This is a genomic window from Dyadobacter sp. NIV53, assembly GCF_019711195.1.
GTDB lineage: Bacteria > Bacteroidota > Bacteroidia > Cytophagales > Spirosomataceae > Dyadobacter.
On record NZ_CP081299.1, the window covers coordinates 2342486 to 2359288 of the forward strand.

The following is a 16803-nucleotide window of genomic DNA, read 5'->3' on the forward strand; positions in this document are numbered from 1 at the left end:
ATTTTAGTAACAACGATTTTTATAATCGGTAACCAAAAATATCATGAGAACAAATTTCAGTCTGCTGTTTTTATCGGCACTTCTTTTTTCATCTGCCATTTACGGACAATCTGCAAAACCAGATTACAAAAGCCGGATAGTAGCAATAAGGCAAAACATAAATAAGGTACTTTACGAACCTGAAACCGGTCTTTACCTGGAAACCAACGGTAAAAACGAAAAGCCGCATTCTTATTTGTGGCCATTGTGCGCATTGTTACAAGCGGCTAATGAAGCAGAAGAATTGGAGCCGGGAAAAGAATATATGAAACCTGTCCTTGCTGCAATTCAGCAATATTACAACACAGCACCTCCTGCGCCGGGTTACCAGGCATATGTGAGTAAGGAAGGCAAAGATTCCAGGTTTTATGATGATAATCAATGGATTGCCATTGCTTGTATTGATGCTTACAACCGAACCAACAACAGAGCCTATCTTAAAATTGCAGAAGAGATTTACACATTTATGATGACAGGCTATGACTTGAAATCAGGAGGCGGATTGTATTGGAAAGAAGATGAAAAGAATACTAAAAATACTTGTTCGAACGGGCCGGGAATATTAGTAGCACTGCAACTGTATAAAATCACAAAAAATAAAAAATATCTTACAACAGCTACCGAATTATATGAGTGGACAAACAGGCATTTGCGCTCACCAGAAGGGATTTACTAGGATGCGATCAAAATCCCGGGTTTAAAAATAGACTCAGCAACTTACACTTATAATACCGGCACTATGCTGCAATCCAATGTACTTTTGTTTGAGATCACCCATGACAAAAAGTACCTGGAAGAAGCACAACTTATTGCCAAAGCCGCTAAAAATTATTTCTATAAAGCTGGAAAATTACCGGATAACTATTGGTTTAACGTCGTGTTGCTGAGAGGCTATGTAGAACTTTACGAAGTAGATAAGAATAAAGAACAGCTGGGATTTTTTATTGAGGAAGCCGAAAGGATATGGAGAGAAGAACGGGATGAAAACAGTTTATTAGGAAGAAAAAAGGACAAAACTTTAATAGATCAGTCTGCCATGATGGAAATGTATGCGAGGCTAAATAAGTTAAAGCTATAAAACTTAATTTTTCTCAACTTCTTAATGGTTCGATTTGAAAGTTTAACGGCACCGGCCGTCCGACATTAAGAAGTTGAGAAGGATTAAGATAAATTTACTCTGAATCCTTATAAAGCCCGAATTCACTGATTGCTATACTGACAGGCGACTTGGTAATACGCAAACGGAATTTCTGACCGGTAACAGGAACGGCTAGTTTTACCAGTCTTTTGGCTCCGACACTTGTTCCTTTGTGAACTTCCTTCCAGTCGCTTCCTTCCCAAACATCTACGGCAAACTCTTCGATACGTTGCCCGAGTTTGATATATTCCTGTAAACTGATAATATCAAAAGTTACAGGCTGACTTAGCTCAACAATAACTTCCGGAGTTTTAAAATCATCGTCTGTTGCCCAATAAGTGTCTGGCTTACTGTCCAGTATGTTTTTAGCACTGTAAATACTGTTGTACCCTTTCACGTTAACCGCTTTCGAACTTGCACGCGCAATCAGATTGGTTGCAAAAGTTTTACTGACATGATCCCCAAAAGATTTCAGAGCAGCTACATCATCCGCATGTAATTGTCCACGGGTGTCAGGTGCCAGTCCAAGGTCGAGCCCAGCTCCACGTCCAACACTTTTAAAATAAAGATCAAATAATTTCTCAGGTGTTTTAGGTTTCTGATCCGGGTGATAGAACCAGCCTTTGCGAAGTGGCACATCACATTCAGCCGGAATCCAGAATTTACCATTGCGAGTTCCTCCCGGATTTTCATCTGCATTTGCCTGTCCCGGAACTGCGACATTCTGTCCTTTCAGAAGGAACCGGAGTCAAAGTTGCCCATGAAGTTTCCGCAGCTTCTCCGTCTTCATTTCCTACCCAGCGCACATCCCATCCAATATCACTGAAAATATTAGCCGTTGGCTGTAATTTACGTGTCAGGTTTGTCCAGGTCGAATCCCACTGGTAATAAGTTGTATTGTCGATCGACCGTTTTTCTTTCGCACCACCATAATATCCGTCACCGCCATTCGCACCATCATGCCAGGACATAAACAGCGGGCCGTAGTTGGTATACAATTCTTTAAGCTGTTCACGATAAATAGCCAGGTATTCCGGCGTTCCATATTTGGCATTATTCCGGTCCCAGGGAGAACAGTAAACGCCAAATTTAAGTCCATGTTTCCGCGCCGCATCAGCTACTTCTTTCACCATATCTCCTTTACCGTCGCGGAAAGGGCTTTTTGAAATATTGTATTCCGTAGTTTTTGTGGGCCACAACGCAAATCCATCATGGTGTTTAGCGACAAAAACGATACCTTTTAAACCGCCCGCTTTTGCAGCCAGGATTATTTGTTCCGCATTAAAATCTGAGGGATTGAATGATTTTGGATCAGCGTCACCGTATCCCCATTCTTTATTTTCAAATGTTGTAGGCGTAAAATGCATAATGCCGTAAACTTCTGTTTCGTGCCATGCAATCTGCCTGGGAGCTGGAAGTGCACCATAAGGTTTGGGGGAGTTTGAGCAAACGAAGTAAATGCTGTTAGCAGAAATAATCCGGCTATTTGTTTTATCATTTTGGAGTAGTATTAAGTCAGGTAAATTAGATTCAGGAATTCAGTTGGGCAGCCAGAAAAAGTGCCCGTTACAATGGATAGATAAATATCTGACAATTTTTTGATTCTCTTGACATATCTGTTCACACAAATGGCAAGGCTGTGAAATGCGTTTTAAATTTTGTCATCATCTTCTTTTTTATAGCCTTCATAATAGTAGGATTGTTCTATTCCCTTAAAGATGATTTCCTGATTGTCTATCTCATTGGTTAAATTCACGGACAGCAGTGTTCTCAATTCCAGATCGTTGACGGGGCTTCTTTCCATCGCCTCTAAATAGAGCAATTTGTCTGCGAATTGCCAGTTTACGAGTTTTTTCAGTTTCGCTTTCAACAACATATCCAGCCATATCTGCATAGTTCTTCCGTTACCTTCCATAAACGGATGAGCAATATTCATTTCAACATATTTGGCAATGATCTCGTCAAAAGTTTGCTCAGGCATTTGTTCGATCTTTGCCAGTATCTCATTTAAATACAATGCATTGCCAAATCTAAAACCCCCTTTTGATATGTTTTTACTGCGTATTTTGCCAGCAAAATCATACAAACCGTCAAAGAAGTATTTGTGTATTTGTTGCAGACCTTTCGTTTTACCAACTTTAATTTTGTCAATATCTCCTGTTTCAAATAGGCGGTAAGCTTTTTTGAGGCTGTTTTTATCTATGTCCTTCATGTAGGTTTTGGAACTGGGTGCAGGCTTCGTTTGTATAGAATCGTACATTATCAAGTGACTGCAACTTGTTAATTATCAATAAATTATGTCTCCAAGGTAAAACTGCGACAGATTGTCGCAGTTTTAAATCTGTACCCGTGTCTTCACGGGACTTTCATTGATGATAAGTTGGAGTATTGACAGTTCTATGAAGACACAGACCATGGTTAAGGTGCTGTATTTATTCGTCCCACTTGTCTATTAATTCAAATTCGTTCTCTTGTAACATTTTGATAAACTCTTTTCTTGTCAAACTGTCTGAAAGCCTATAATGCCAATGAAGAAAACCAAATTCTAAATTATAAAATTCACGAGTTTGTTCATATCCTAATTCAACTATTTGTCCAATGAATTGTTTGAAAACGTCTTCATCTTTGGTATGAAGTTGTATTTTTTTGTGATCGTCAAGTGTCAGGTTTGTTTCTCCTTGTGAACAATGAACAACTACTTTGATATAGCCATTTTTTAGAGTATTGATTTCGTGTTTAGTAAGGAAGTCAATGATTTGTCCTTTCTCTACAAAATGTTTAGCAACCCAAAGCTCTGTTTTGTCATTATCCCAATGATTTTGAATATAAATCCAAAATCCGTCAACCAATGGTAAGAACTCAATCGTCTTTAAAAATACTTCTACAAATTTTGCTTTGCCTACAACTAACTCAAATTCAAAAAATCCATTCTCGTCTTGTCCGAAAGCAACGAAATTTTCTGAAATTAAATCGTAATCATATTCTTCATCTCCTGTTGCTTTTGAAATTCCTATTGGTGGTTGAAATTCTTTATCAGGGTCGTCAAATGCAAATGAGTGTGTCTTCTGTCTCATGTGTACTTTGCTTGATAATTTCTTCAACTCCTCTCTATTCTCAATGACTTCAAAATTGTCTAACTTAGAGGCTTCAATTAAGTTTGGATTGTTGAAACCTTCCTTTGAAATGACTTTAAAAGTATTGTCCAATGCATTGCCTAAATGTTGTCCGTAAGCATAGAAATTACCATACAGTCCTGTTATATTGTCTGTTTGTCCATTTATCAAGAAATACCAAAGTTCTTTACGCATGATGTTATTTTAATATAGCACCTAACTAATGTATTGACGCACTTTTTAATTTATACAACGCCTTAAATTGCTAATTTTCAGGATATGATAATGTTTCATTACAAGTGTGCATCTTCTATAACAATCCAAAACACACTCCATAAACCCCAAAAAAATCCGGAAACGCTACCGCATAAAGATAACATTCCCGGACTATACTCATTTAAGGAAACTAAGAAATTTATAACGCAGACTGCATTGCCTATTCAATCACAAACAAATAAGCTGGCTGCTGCCCGATTTCAGCAATTGTTTTAGCAGGGATCTGAACCGAGCCATCTTTTAGTTTTAATACTTTTTTACTACCGGCCAAAGTGATTTTAGCCGTTGCAGGAATAGAAAGTCCTTCCGGTTTCAGGCTTGCAGGAATTGTTTCGCCAGCTTCCGCCAGATAGAAAGCATAAGTTGTATTTCCCTTTTTGGTATACGCCCATTTTCCTTGTCTGTATGGCGCTAGTGGTTTTGTTTCGTAAATTCCGATGCTGTTTATATTCATCCATTTACCCATTTCTTCAAGACGCTGATAGGCTTCTTCATGCCATTCTCCATCTGGTCCGGGTGCAACGTTCAATAACAAATTGCCTCCTTTTGCGACAATATCAATCAGGGTATGAACCAGCTTGGTTGTGGATTTAAAGTTTTCTTTTGGAATATACGACCATGAATCTCCCATAGTCATGCAGGACTCCCAGGGAATCGACATGTAATGATCCGGAATCTGCTGTTCGGGCGTTACATAGTTCTCAAATTCACCGGTAACAGTACGGTCAACAACCAGCAAACCGGGCTGATGTGATCTTGCCATTTTTGCAATGCGGGCCATATCAATATCCTGATCGTACGGGATACTTTTTTGCCAGCTGATATTCGGGTCAATGGTGCTTTTTGGACGAATCCATCCGCCATCCAGCCAAAGAATATCAACAGAGCCATAATCTGACATTAATTCTTCGATCTGATTGTAAGTAAAATCCTTGAACTTGTTCCATTGGTCCGGATATTTCTTTGGATCATAAGAAACGTTTCTATCCTTCGGCGGGAAATATTTCCACCAGTAAGATGCCGTATTCCAGTCAGGTTTGGAGAAATAAGTGCCCGTCATAAAACCCTGGTTGCGAAATGCAGACAAAACTTCCTTCGTCACATTGCTTTTAGGATTCGTTTTAAACGGCGTGTTTGTGATCTTGTAATCCGTATATTTTGAGTCAAACATGGCAAAACCGTCATGATGTTTGGTCGTAAAAACCACATATTTCATACCCGCGTTTTTAGCAGCCTGAGCCCATCTGTCCGGATTAAATTTGACAGGGTTAAAGGTTTTAGAAATATCTTCATACGCTTTTTTGTATTCATACCAATCATGTGAATGAGGCCCTTTTCGTTCACACCAGCCTTCATCTTCCGGGCAAAGTGACCAGGATTCCACCACTCCCCACTGGCTGTAAGTTCCCCAATGCATTAATAATCCAAACTTGACATCCTGCCATTTGCTTAGTTTTTGCTGAACAAGCGGATCGGTTGGTGCAATGTATTTGGAGTGATCCTGCTCAGAATGCTGCTGAGCAGATAATGTATGAACCAGGAAAATACTGGCAACAGAAAGAATGATTGTATAAAATTTCATTGGTTAATTATATTGTAAAAGGCCTTCATTATAATATTTACAAAAAGAGATTTGATTATTGCACATTTAGAATTGAACATTTCTCCAATTAAGAAAAATAGCTTTGCGCATTAATCACCTTCCCCTTTCCTCCTTTTTCAGTAACAGTATAATTAAATCCTTTTTGAACTGAGTATGCTCCTACTTCGCCTTGTTTATTAATAGCAATAAATCCTACCTGGAATGTTTTGGCACGTTCAGGATTGGGTTTGACAATACGTTCAACTGCTTTTTTACAAGCAGCTTCCGGTGAAAGGCCTGTACGCATGAGTTCCACGACTAAATGTGTCCCACAAACGCGGATCACTTCTTCGCCCTGTCCGGACGATGTGGCGGCTCCAACTTCATTATCTACAAATAATCCGGCACCTATAATTGGAGAATCTCCTACACGTCCACGCATTTTGAAGCCCATTCCACTTGTAGTACACATGCCCGACAAATCGCCGTTAGCATCCAGGGCAATCGTCCCCATGGTATCATGATTGAAAGTCCCGTCGTCAAAACGGTTGGGAGCAAACGGGCCGTGGCCTTTTTCTTTTGGGTGTGATTGCTGATGCTCAATGTTGATAACCGGCTTATATTCCCTTTTTTCAACCATTCTTTGTACGCTTTTTCTGCATCCGGTGAAAGTTTGTCCGGTTCCAGTTTAAATCCGTTTTCCAACGCAAACTGCTGTGCGCCTTCGCCTGCCAGAAATACATGTGGCGTAGTTTCCATGAGTTTCCGTGCCACTGAGATCGGATGTTTTATCCTCTCCATAAATGCAACAGAACCACAATTTGCTTTTTCATCCATAATACAGGCATCAAGCGTTACATGCCCGTCACGATCCGGATTTCCCCCCAGCCCCACACAGCAATTGATATCATTTTCGATCGCAATTGCTGCCTGTTCCACTGCATCCAAAGCTTTTCCGCCTTTTTCAAGAACAGGCCACGCACTTGCATTGGCGATTTGTCCACTGTCCCAGGTAGAAACAACAATTGGTTTGTTAATAACTGTACCGGCAAATAGTTTATTGATCTGTGTAAACGGAATTGCCAAAGCTGATAAGCGCAAAAAGGAACGGCGGCTGGGAGTCATGAATATAGAGCAGTTAGATATTTTTTAACGTATTGTACGCTACACTTCATATCGGCATCGATACTGGCTTTCGGAAGTTAACAAACCATACAGGGGCACAATTTATTAAAAATATTTAAGAAGTAGGCAATGAGCAATATTTACCTTTAAAATATTCTATTCTGACTACAAACATGTAGCCGCTATGCAGGCAATGATTTACCAAAATAAAAATCAGTCAATCATTTTTTTTAACGTCAACAGCAGAACGGTATTTTTGAAACGGTATTTTAAGCAGGTTACCAATCTGGCTGTGTTCATGCGGTTCAGGATGTGTGTCAATTCCATAGACAATTTCCTTTTGTTCAATCCACATGAAAGTGCCAAAAATCCTGTCCCAGATAGAAAATATATTCCCGTAATTTGAGTCCGTGTAGGGTTGTACATAATGATGATGAATATGGTGCATGTTGGGCGTAACCATAACCAGACTCAGCACATTATCCAGCCATTTTGGAAGGATGATATTAGCATGATTGAATTGGGACAAAATAACCGATAACGATTGGTATAAAAATACCAGCCACATGGGCGCGCCAGCAATCAGAATAGCAGCGGTTGTAAACATAAACCTGATCAGGCTTTCGCCGGGATGATGCCGGTTGGCAGTTGTAGTATCTACGTGCTGGTCGGCATGATGGATAATGTGAAAACGCCACATCCACTTTGTTTTATGCTGGGTCCAGTGTGCCAGCCACGCCCCTATCAGATCCAGTAATAATAATCCCGCAATTGCCCGTGCCCACAAAGGCATTGGTGATAACCATTGTACGATCCCAAAACCAGATTGCACAGCCCAGTCGCTGGATTTTACGAGTATAAAAGCAAGAGGAAAGTTTACCAGAATGGTTGTTAATGTAAAAAAGATATTGGTTCCGGCGTGCCTCCATTTATTGTATGGAAAGCGGAATAATGGCCATGCGCCTTCAATGAGCCAGAAAAACAGAATGCCCCCTATTAGTATCGCACTACGGTGAGCGGAAGGTATGTGTTCGAAATAGTTGATAATGGTCTGCATTCGTCAATTATTTACAACATTATATATTGTACAAATTTAGCTTTTTTTAGAATAAATAATTGAATTGAAAAAGGCCGATTTATTTTTATCGTAATTACAGAAAGATTAAAAAAATTGTCTCATCAAACTAACTGATATGACACAATTACATATTTTACAAGATATAAACACCGAAAATAATATATAATGGTACTGGAAGTCCGTAATGTGCAGCAGCGATATGGCTCGCTGGAAATTCTGAATATAAGTTCATGGCAAATAGATTACGGGATATTCTGGATTCAAGGAGAAAACGGAGCGGGCAAATCAACGCTGTTCCGGACATTATCGGGCATGCTGCCTTACAATGGCGAAATAATTCTGGATGGGAAGTTCGACCTTAAAAAGAACCCGGTTGATTACCGGTTATGTTTAAATCTGGGAGAAGCGGAACCATTATATCCTTCCTTTCTTACTCCGGCAGATTTGATTGCATTTGTTGCAGAAGCAAAAAATAGCCCGGCCGGACAGGCAGAAATGTTAATTGATGCGTTGGGAATCAATTATTTAAAAAATCCTTTTGGAAGCTGTTCCAGTGGAATGGTAAAAAAGGTATCATTGGCAATCGCTTTTCTTGGAACTCCTTCGGTTATTATTCTCGACGAACCACTGATAACCATTGACCATGAAGCGAGAACATCACTTTTTGCATTGATAAAAACGTATTATGTCAATGGGGTAACGTTCCTGCTTTCCTCTCATCAGGCATTCCGGCAGGAAGGACTTGAAATAACCGGCAGTTATGCGTTGAAAGAAAAATCACTTCACCGCATAACTTCCGTATGAAAACAATTCTGATATCAACCGTTTCGGAGTTTTTTAAACAACGTGCAGGAATGTTTTTCGTTTTAATCGGAATCTTGTTTGGCTTTTTAAGTGGCAACGAACATCACGCATTTGCAGCGTTTTTCCTGACAGACCGGTTTGGAATGGTCTATTTACTGATTGCCTGGCTCCTTTACACATTACTTTGCATACATTTTTTATTAAATCTCTGGAAACAGCAAACCTATGGATTCGTTTATTTTACTCGGCTCTGGAGTAACCGCAAACGTTTTTATCGTTTTATAATACTTGCTTTTGGGTTTATCCAGCCGTTGCTTTATTATGGAATTTATCTGATTTCAATTGCTGTTCAGGACAAACTTTTGAGCAGGGTTTGGCCTATTTTTGTCTTTTATGCATTTTTAAGCCTGGCGATTGTTGCTTCTGCCGAATGGAGAATCAGAAATCCGCGCCTGTTTGTTAACAAAAAAGAAGGAATAAGTAAATTCCCACGTCCTGTATCATGGATCTATTGGTCGTTGGAATGGCTCATCAGGGAAAAGGGAATCACTTTATTAGTGTGCAAAACAGGTTCAGCAATTGTATTTGTTGGAACGCTACTTTATTATGGAACCGATCCATCTTATGATTTGCGGCTTCCGGCAATCGGCTTATCACTGGGATATCTGCTTAATATTGGCCTGTCTTACGAGTTGTTTCAGTGGGAAAATTCAATTTGGCTTTGGAACCGGTCTTTACCGACTTCTATGAACCGGCGGTTTGTCAGGGCACTCGTCTTACATATGATCATTATATTACCTGAAACATTAATTGTACTTCGTTATAATGTCCTGAATTTTTCAGAAACCGCACAATTGTATGGTTTAGGATTAGCCATAATTATGCTTTTTCATACTTATCTATATAAAAAAACCGGATTACTGGAAGATACCATGCAGGCAGTACTGATTGGTTTTGTATTACTGACGCTATTGGTTTTATACAAAATACCAATTCCGGGAATTACTTTGGCTTTATTAGTATTTACGTATTTTGTATATCCCAAGTGGCAGGCAAAAACCAAAAATATTGCCTGATCAGCAATTGAGGATCGGGTACTTTTTATGATCAAAATGAAAAATTTAAATTGGCTCTAAATAAAAGCTGGGACGTACCCGGCTATTTTTTATTCTTTGAAAATTAACAATTTGATTCTACTTTTGTAGCCTGAATAGCAAACACTTGTTTGCTATTTTATTGAAAATATACTCTACAATAATAGTATACCAAATAGACTTTGAAGGAAGCAGACGATTTTAAACCCTCATCGGACAGCAGCGAATCAACGGACTGGGAATCTATCCATATAGCATATATTGCAAGTGGTGACCCTGAAGAAGACCGGCGTTTAGCGACCCTTGCAAGAGAAAGAGGGCAAATCGTTTATTTAAGAGATTTACCAGAAGAATCTGACAGTCTGTTTAATAAGGTTCCTGTAAAATCCGGTTTAAAAACCAGTCAACCGCAGAAAGAGCATAAAACACCGCTCACCTGGGAAACGGTTCAGCAGAAAATATGGGCTGCAACCTTACGCAAACGAACCCGTACCGAAATATTTGTAAATATTTTCTCGGCAATCGCCTTAATGATTGTTGGTCATTTGCTATTTAAATTCATTACATACGACCGGCTTTCCATCCTTTGGAATGAACTGGAATTAAATGAAAGCTTCTTTTATTATGTGTTGGGCGGCTTTATAGCACAAATGATTGATGGTGCACTTGGAATGGCTTATGGCGTTACATCTGCAACTTTTCTGCTTACACTCGGCGTTCCCCCTTCTGCTGTAAGTGCGAGTGTGCATACTTCCGAAATTTTTACCAGTGGTGTTTCAGGTTACATGCACCTCAAATTTGGCAATGTTAATAGTAAATTATTCAAGAAAATACTTTTTCCCGGTGTAGCAGGTGCCATTCTGGGTGCTTATCTCTTGTCTTCGCTGGAAAAATACATCTATATCATCAAGCCTCTTGTTGCAGTTTATACTTTAATACTGGGAATTCTTATTATTCAAAAAGCGTTGAAGAAACGTATTGAAAAACGGCCAATTAAAAAAATAGGATGGCTTGCATTGGCTGGCGGAACGCTTGATTCTATTGGAGGAGGTGGTTGGGGTCCAATCGTAACATCAACATTAATTGCCAGAGGACGTCACCCTAAATACACCATTGGTTCTGTCAATCTGGCTGAGTTTTTTGTTTCATTGGCAAGTTCGGTTACGTTTATCAGTATAATTGGATTCTCTCACTGGCAGGTAGTATTAGGATTGATTTTGGGCGGAATGGTTGCTGCTCCTATTGCAGCGAATTTGTCAAGAAGATTACCGATAAAAACAATGATGATTATGGTTGGAACGATTGTGATCATCGTAAGTATGAGGATCATATATATGGTGCTTTTTTAGCTGATAGCTATTAGCAACACCAGAACAAAATCCAGAGTATTAATATAGATTTATTACCAGAAACGAATATTTAATCCAGTAAAAGGCTAAATGCTTATGGCGGTTCGCCGTGCAGCAATCGGCCAACAGCTTAATTCATGAAAAAGCAAACAAAAGCAATACGTACCCAGTCTAAAAAGACACATTATCGTGAGCATTCCACTCCTTTGTTCCTGACAAGCAGTTTTACTTTCGAGAGTGCGGAACAAGGTAAAGCACTTTTTGAAGAAACAGAAGACGGCAATATTTACAGCCGTTTTTCAAATCCGAGTGTACAGGAATTTGTGGACAAAGTTTGTCTGCTGGAAGATTGTGAAGATGGTGTAGCAACTGCTACGGGTATGGCAGCGGTGTTTGCAAGTATGGCTGCTTTGTTAAAAAGCGGTGATCATATTCTCGCCTGTCGTGCATTGTTTGGTTCAGCGCATCAGATCATTACACAGATTATCAGTAAGTGGGGAATTACATATACTTACCTTGATGCGGACGCAAGTGAAGCAGAATGGGAAGCAGCTGTAATGCCAAACACCAGAATGATCTATCTGGAAACACCCTCAAATCCAGGTTTGGATCTGGTTGACCTGGAAATGATTGGCAGGATTTGCAAAAAGCATAAACTGATATTTAACGTAGACAATTGCTTTGCTTCGCCAGCTTTACAAAATCCGGTAGATTTCGGTGCCGATCTGGTTGTTCATTCTGCTACCAAATTTATGGATGGACAGGGTCGTGTATTGGGCGGTATTGTAGTTGGGAAAAAAGAATATATTAAAGAATTACGCTTTTTCTGTCGCCAGACCGGACCATCTATGTCTCCGTTTAATGCGTGGGTATTAAGTAAAAGCCTGGAAACATTGAATCTGAGAATGGAAAAACATTCTTCCAACGCACTGGCTCTGGCAACTGCTTTGGAAAGTCATCCGGAAGTTAAAATGGTAAAATATCCGTTTCTTCCATCCCATCCTCAGCATGAATTAGCTAAAAGGCAAATGAGTGCTGGTGGTGCTATTGTAACAATTGATCTTGAAGGAGGTTTTGAACGTGTTGCGGCATTTATGGATGCTTTGGAGATTGCATCGCTCTCTTCAAATTTAGGAGATACCAGAACAATCGTTACAAATCCTTATACGACCACGCATGCCAAATTGAAAGCTGATGAAAAACTAGCTTTGGGAATTACCGAAGGATTGATCCGTATTTCAGTTGGGCTGGAAGACATTGAAGACCTGATCGAAGATTTCAACAATGCAGTAGAGGTGTCGGTAAAAAGTGATATATTGGAGTAAAATCGTTTGTTACTATGAAAACGCTAACAATTAATTTGCCAGAATCTGTCGAATCGGAAGAATTCGAGTTAAAAATGATTTTTGCAGGGCAACTTTACGAACGTGGCAAAGTCACTCTTGGGCAAGCTGCTGATATAGTGGGAATTAATAAGCGCACTTTTATAGAAATTATGGGTCGGTTTGGATTTTCAATATTTGGAGATTCAGTTGAAGACTTAAAAAGTGACATAGCCAATGCCTGAAAGTTTGGTTATTGCTGATACCAGTTGCCTGATTCTTTTGAGCAAAATAGATGAGTTAAAAATTCTCAAAGCCAATTATGAAAGAATAATAATCACCCCGGAAATTGCAAAAGAATTTGATCAGGAAATACCGGGTTGGATTGAAGTTTTAGAAGTTAAAAACAAGGGTTTACAATTGATATTAGAAGATTCATTGGATTTAGGCGAGTCGACAGCAATTGCTTTATCTTTTGAAATTGAAAATTCTACCGTAATTCTAGATGATCTTAAAGCAAGGAAAATAGCTACCAAGCTAGGAATAAAGATTACAGGCACAATCGGTGTTATTGTAAATGCAAAACTAAAAGGTACAACACCATCTGCCAAGGCAATATTAAATAAGATTTTAAATACTGATTTCCGAATCAATTTGAACACAATCGATGAAGCAATCAGACAAGCAGGCGAATCACCATGAATACAAACACATCCTCTCTGCACGCAGCCATTGAAGGCAAAAGTGAAACCGAATCACTGGCTATTCTGGCTGATCTTTTTCCAGGTGAAGTCGTATTTTCGACAAGCTTGGGTTATGAAGATCAGGTTATTACGGACTTCATTTTAAAGAATAATCTGAATATTACCATCTTTACCCTTGATACTGGCAGGATGTTCAATGAAACGTACATGACGCTGCAAAAAACGAACAACCGTTACGATTCAAAAATAAAGGTCTATTATCCTCAAACGGATTCAGTAGAAACATTAATGAGCTCAAAAGGGCCATTGAGTTTTTATGATTCAGTAGAAAACAGAAAAGAGTGCTGCTTTATCCGTAAAGTGGAACCTTTAAACCGTGCTTTGAAAGGAGCAAAAATATGGGTGACGGGTATCCGGGCAGAACAGTCGGGAAACCGTCAGTCAATGAGTAAGCTGGAAGTTGACGAAGCGCACGACCTGATTAAATTCCACCCAATTCTTGACTGGTCATTTGAAGAAGTAAAAAATTATGTGAAGTCTAACGGAATACCTTACAACCCACTTCATGACAAAGGTTTTGTGAGCATCGGCTGTGCGCCATGTACACGTGCAATTCAGGAAGGCGAGGATTTCCGTGCCGGACGCTGGTGGTGGGAAGATGAATCAAAAAAGGAATGCGGATTACATGCGAAATAACGGCTATCGGCTATCGGCTATCGGCTATCGGCTATCGGCTATCGGCTATCGGCAAAGCTGTCCCCAATATTGAATAGTTCAAATTTAAGTAAAGAATTTTATAAGGCTAAGAGCCAACAGCGGTCCCTCGCGGCTTGTAGCTAAAAGCTAAAAAAAATAAGTATGTCAATTTCAGTTAAAGAAATGTCCGATATCAGCGATCAGGAAGCAGATGAAAGACGTAAAACGCCCGATTATCTGGATCAGTTAGAAGCAGAGGCAATTTACATTATGCGTGAAGTGGCTGGTCAGTTTGAGCGTCCGGCATTGTTATTTTCCGGTGGAAAAGATTCTATAACATTGGTTCGCCTTGCTCAGAAAGCATTTGCGCCAGGAAAAATACCATTCCCGCTTGTTCATGTAGATACAGGACATAATTTTATTGAAGCTATTAATTATCGTGACGAACTGGCTGAAAAAATTGGTGCAAAACTCGTTGTCAGATATGTGGAAGATACGATTAAAGCAAAAGGCCTGAAAGAACAAACAGGTAAAAATGCAAGTCGTAACTGGCTGCAGACTTTTACTTTGCTTGATACGATTGAGGAGTTTGAATTTGATGCATGTATTGGAGGTGCACGTCGTGACGAAGAGAAAGCACGTGCAAAAGAAAGAATTTTCTCATTTCGCGATGAGTTTGGGCAATGGGATCCAAAACGTCAGCGCCCTGAGCTTTGGAATCTTTTTAACGGCCGTATCCATAAAGGTGAAAATGTACGTGTTTTTCCTATTTCAAACTGGACTGAACTGGATGTCTGGGCTTATTTGAAAAGAGAAAAAATTACGCTTCCCTCTATTTATTTCGCCCATGAACGTGAGTTGATCCTGAGAGACGGAAAGCTGTTAAATAACACTCCTGTTATTGAAAAAGACGAAAACGATCAGATTGTAACCCGTCAGGTACGTTTCCGTACAGTAGGTGACATGACTTGTACTGCTGCTGTTGAATCAAGTGCTGCTACTTTGGATGAAGTAATTGCTGAAATTTCTATTTCAAGGATCAGCGAACGTGGAGAAACCCGTATCGACGACCAGCAAACCGAAGCAGCTATGGAAGACCGAAAAAAGGGCGGATATTTTTAAAATGAGTTTAAAGCAGTCGATGAGTTTAAAGACTCTGAAGCGAACGACTCATAAACTTTGTACCGAGCGGCGGCCGCTCATAAACTCATATACTAAAAAAGTGGATTTACTAAGATTTATAACAGCCGGTTCAGTAGACGATGGAAAAAGCACACTGATCGGACGTTTGCTTTACGATACAAAAAATATATTGGCTGATCAGATGGATGCCATTGAACGCGCGAGCAAAAGCCGTAACGATGGTGAAATTGATTTGGCATTGCTTACTGATGGCCTTCGTTCTGAACGTGAGCAGGGAATTACGATTGATGTCGCCTACAAATATTTCCAGACACCAAGCCGTAAATTTATCAGTATTGATGCACCCGGGCATATCCAGTATACCAGAAATATGGTTACAGGAGCTTCCAATGCAGATTTAGCTGTTATCCTTGTTGACGCACGTCATGGTGTAGTAGAGCAAACACGCCGCCATTCTCTGATCGCTTCCATGTTGGGAATTCCTCATGTGGTCGTGGCGATTAATAAAATGGATTTGATCGGCAATTCAGAAGAAGGATTTCTGGCAATTGAAAAATCCTACAAAGAACTGGCTGAGAAACTGAATATTAAGGATCTGACTATTATACCGGTAAGCGCATTAAACGGGGATAATATCGTTGATAGATCACAAAATATGACCTGGTATAAAGGCGAAACCTTACTTTCTGTATTAGAAACTGTTAATGTACTGAAAGACCAGAATCAGGACGACGGCCGTTTTGCAGTTCAATATGTAATTCGCCCACAAACTGAGGAACTACATGATTACAGAGGATATGCAGGGCGAATTCAGAGTGGAACATTCAAAAAAGGTGATGCTGTTAAGGTTTTGCCTTCTGAAACAGAATCCAGGATCGCTAAAATTGAATTTGGCGGAAACGAAATTGAGGAAGCTTCTGTTTTAGAGTCTGTGACGATATTACTTGAAGATGATATTGACATCAGCCGTGGAGATATGATCGTTTCTTTGAACAATTCTCCGGTTGTAAGCCAGGATCTGGAAGTGATTATTTGCTGGATGGATGATAAAAAAACACTCAAGGCAGGAAATAAATATATTCTTCAGCATGGCACTTCGAGATCAAGATGTTCGGTAAGAGATATTGAATATCAGATAGATATCAATTCCTACGAAAAATTGGATGACGTTGATAACCTGAAACTAAATGATGTAGCGCGAATCGTATTGCGTACGGCCCAGCCAGTCGCTTATGATCATTATCAGACAAACAGGGCAAACGGTGCTGCTATCCTGATAGATGAAACATCCAATGTTACCGTTGGAGCCTGCATGATAGAATAAAATGACATTAATATAC

15 protein-coding genes and 2 pseudogenes are annotated in these 16803 nt (G+C 39.6%); 10 read left to right on the forward strand and 7 right to left on the reverse strand.

Annotated features, from left to right (window positions below):
• Positions 1–43: 43 nt before the first annotated feature.
• Positions 44–1117, forward strand: a pseudogene (locus KZC02_RS09420) (glycoside hydrolase family 76 protein).
• A gap of 94 nt (positions 1118–1211) precedes the next feature.
• On the opposite strand, the gene KZC02_RS31655 reads toward KZC02_RS09420, so the two are convergent.
• The 7 genes and pseudogenes from KZC02_RS31655 to KZC02_RS09450 form a co-directional block, all read right to left on the reverse strand.
• Positions 1212–1814, reverse strand: coding sequence for a discoidin domain-containing protein (locus KZC02_RS31655; RefSeq protein ID WP_229254116.1), 603 nt, complete (start codon positions 1812–1814; stop codon positions 1212–1214).
• A 52-nt stretch (positions 1815–1866) separates the two neighbouring features.
• Entirely contained in the window at positions 1867–2544 is a 678-nt protein-coding gene (locus tag KZC02_RS31660; RefSeq protein ID WP_229254117.1) for an alpha-L-fucosidase, read from the reverse strand.
• 284 nt (positions 2545–2828) lie between these two features.
• Entirely contained in the window at positions 2829–3389 is a 561-nt protein-coding gene (fic, locus tag KZC02_RS09430; RefSeq protein WP_229254120.1) for a protein adenylyltransferase Fic, read from the reverse strand.
• A gap of 220 nt (positions 3390–3609) precedes the next feature.
• On the reverse strand, positions 3610–4485 hold the full coding sequence (locus KZC02_RS09435) for a hypothetical protein (RefSeq protein ID WP_221393874.1): 876 nt from the start codon (positions 4483–4485) through the stop codon (positions 3610–3612).
• Positions 4486–4726: 241 nt separating this feature from the next.
• A complete protein-coding gene (locus KZC02_RS09440) occupies positions 4727–6148 on the reverse strand; it encodes an alpha-L-fucosidase (protein WP_221393875.1) in 1422 nt (473 codons plus the stop codon).
• An 88-nt stretch (positions 6149–6236) separates the two neighbouring features.
• Positions 6237–7273 (reverse strand): annotated as a pseudogene (locus KZC02_RS09445) (isoaspartyl peptidase/L-asparaginase family protein).
• Between the two features lie 217 nt (positions 7274–7490).
• Positions 7491–8330 (reverse strand): sterol desaturase family protein, encoded by an 840-nt coding sequence (locus tag KZC02_RS09450; RefSeq protein ID WP_221393876.1) that lies wholly within the window; start codon positions 8328–8330, stop codon positions 7491–7493.
• A 186-nt stretch (positions 8331–8516) separates the two neighbouring features.
• On the opposite strand from KZC02_RS09450, the gene KZC02_RS09455 reads away from it, so the two are divergent.
• The 9 genes from KZC02_RS09455 to KZC02_RS09495 all read left to right on the forward strand — a co-directional run bounded on the left by KZC02_RS09455 (position 8517) and on the right by KZC02_RS09495 (position 16787).
• Positions 8517–9155 (forward strand): ATP-binding cassette domain-containing protein, encoded by a 639-nt coding sequence (locus KZC02_RS09455; RefSeq protein ID WP_221393877.1) that lies wholly within the window; start codon positions 8517–8519, stop codon positions 9153–9155.
• On the forward strand, positions 9152–10231 hold the full coding sequence (locus KZC02_RS09460; RefSeq protein ID WP_221393878.1) for a hypothetical protein: 1080 nt from the start codon (positions 9152–9154) through the stop codon (positions 10229–10231). The genes KZC02_RS09455 and KZC02_RS09460 overlap by 4 nt, the downstream gene beginning before the upstream one ends.
• Before the next feature lie 200 nt (positions 10232–10431).
• A complete protein-coding gene (locus KZC02_RS09465) occupies positions 10432–11598 on the forward strand; it encodes a TSUP family transporter (protein WP_221393879.1) in 1167 nt (388 codons plus the stop codon).
• Between the two features lie 137 nt (positions 11599–11735).
• Positions 11736–12923 carry a PLP-dependent aspartate aminotransferase family protein gene (locus tag KZC02_RS09470; protein WP_221393880.1) on the forward strand — a complete coding sequence of 396 codons (1188 nt, stop codon included), beginning with the start codon at positions 11736–11738 and terminating at the stop codon, positions 12921–12923.
• A gap of 14 nt (positions 12924–12937) precedes the next feature.
• Positions 12938–13165 (forward strand): UPF0175 family protein, encoded by a 228-nt coding sequence (locus KZC02_RS09475; protein WP_221393881.1) that lies wholly within the window; start codon positions 12938–12940, stop codon positions 13163–13165.
• Entirely contained in the window at positions 13158–13622 is a 465-nt protein-coding gene (locus tag KZC02_RS09480; protein WP_221393882.1) for a DUF3368 domain-containing protein, read from the forward strand. The genes KZC02_RS09475 and KZC02_RS09480 overlap by 8 nt, the downstream gene beginning before the upstream one ends.
• The gene (locus KZC02_RS09485) at positions 13619–14320 is read left to right on the forward strand and encodes a phosphoadenylyl-sulfate reductase (RefSeq protein WP_221393883.1); all 702 of its coding nucleotides are present in this window, start codon (positions 13619–13621) and stop codon (positions 14318–14320) included. The genes KZC02_RS09480 and KZC02_RS09485 overlap by 4 nt, the downstream gene beginning before the upstream one ends.
• Before the next feature lie 183 nt (positions 14321–14503).
• Entirely contained in the window at positions 14504–15442 is a 939-nt protein-coding gene (cysD, locus tag KZC02_RS09490) for a sulfate adenylyltransferase subunit CysD (RefSeq protein WP_221394994.1), read from the forward strand.
• Between the two features lie 100 nt (positions 15443–15542).
• Entirely contained in the window at positions 15543–16787 is a 1245-nt protein-coding gene (locus KZC02_RS09495; RefSeq protein WP_221393884.1) for a sulfate adenylyltransferase subunit 1, read from the forward strand.
• Positions 16788–16803: the final 16 nt, after the last annotated feature.

What these genes read in the sequence shown, in the direction of transcription:
- fic (WP_229254120.1), bottom strand. Translation starts at nt 3,389, where the DNA reads ATGAAGGACATAGATAAAAACAGCCTCAAAAAAGCTTACCGCCTATTT.
- KZC02_RS09475 (WP_221393881.1), top strand. Translation starts at nt 12,938, where the DNA reads ATGAAAACGCTAACAATTAATTTGCCAGAATCTGTCGAATCGGAAGAA.
- KZC02_RS31660 (WP_229254117.1), bottom strand. Translation starts at nt 2,544, where the DNA reads ATGCATTTTACGCCTACAACATTTGAAAATAAAGAATGGGGATACGGT.
- KZC02_RS09460 (WP_221393878.1), top strand. Translation starts at nt 9,152, where the DNA reads ATGAAAACAATTCTGATATCAACCGTTTCGGAGTTTTTTAAACAACGT.
- KZC02_RS09470 (WP_221393880.1), top strand. Translation starts at nt 11,736, where the DNA reads ATGAAAAAGCAAACAAAAGCAATACGTACCCAGTCTAAAAAGACACAT.
- cysD (WP_221394994.1), top strand. Translation starts at nt 14,504, where the DNA reads ATGTCCGATATCAGCGATCAGGAAGCAGATGAAAGACGTAAAACGCCC.
- KZC02_RS09485 (WP_221393883.1), top strand. Translation starts at nt 13,619, where the DNA reads ATGAATACAAACACATCCTCTCTGCACGCAGCCATTGAAGGCAAAAGT.
- KZC02_RS09450 (WP_221393876.1), bottom strand. Translation starts at nt 8,330, where the DNA reads ATGCAGACCATTATCAACTATTTCGAACACATACCTTCCGCTCACCGT.
- KZC02_RS09440 (WP_221393875.1), bottom strand. Translation starts at nt 6,148, where the DNA reads ATGAAATTTTATACAATCATTCTTTCTGTTGCCAGTATTTTCCTGGTT.
- KZC02_RS09480 (WP_221393882.1), top strand. Translation starts at nt 13,158, where the DNA reads ATGCCTGAAAGTTTGGTTATTGCTGATACCAGTTGCCTGATTCTTTTG.
- KZC02_RS09435 (WP_221393874.1), bottom strand. Translation starts at nt 4,485, where the DNA reads ATGCGTAAAGAACTTTGGTATTTCTTGATAAATGGACAAACAGACAAT.
- KZC02_RS09455 (WP_221393877.1), top strand. Translation starts at nt 8,517, where the DNA reads ATGGTACTGGAAGTCCGTAATGTGCAGCAGCGATATGGCTCGCTGGAA.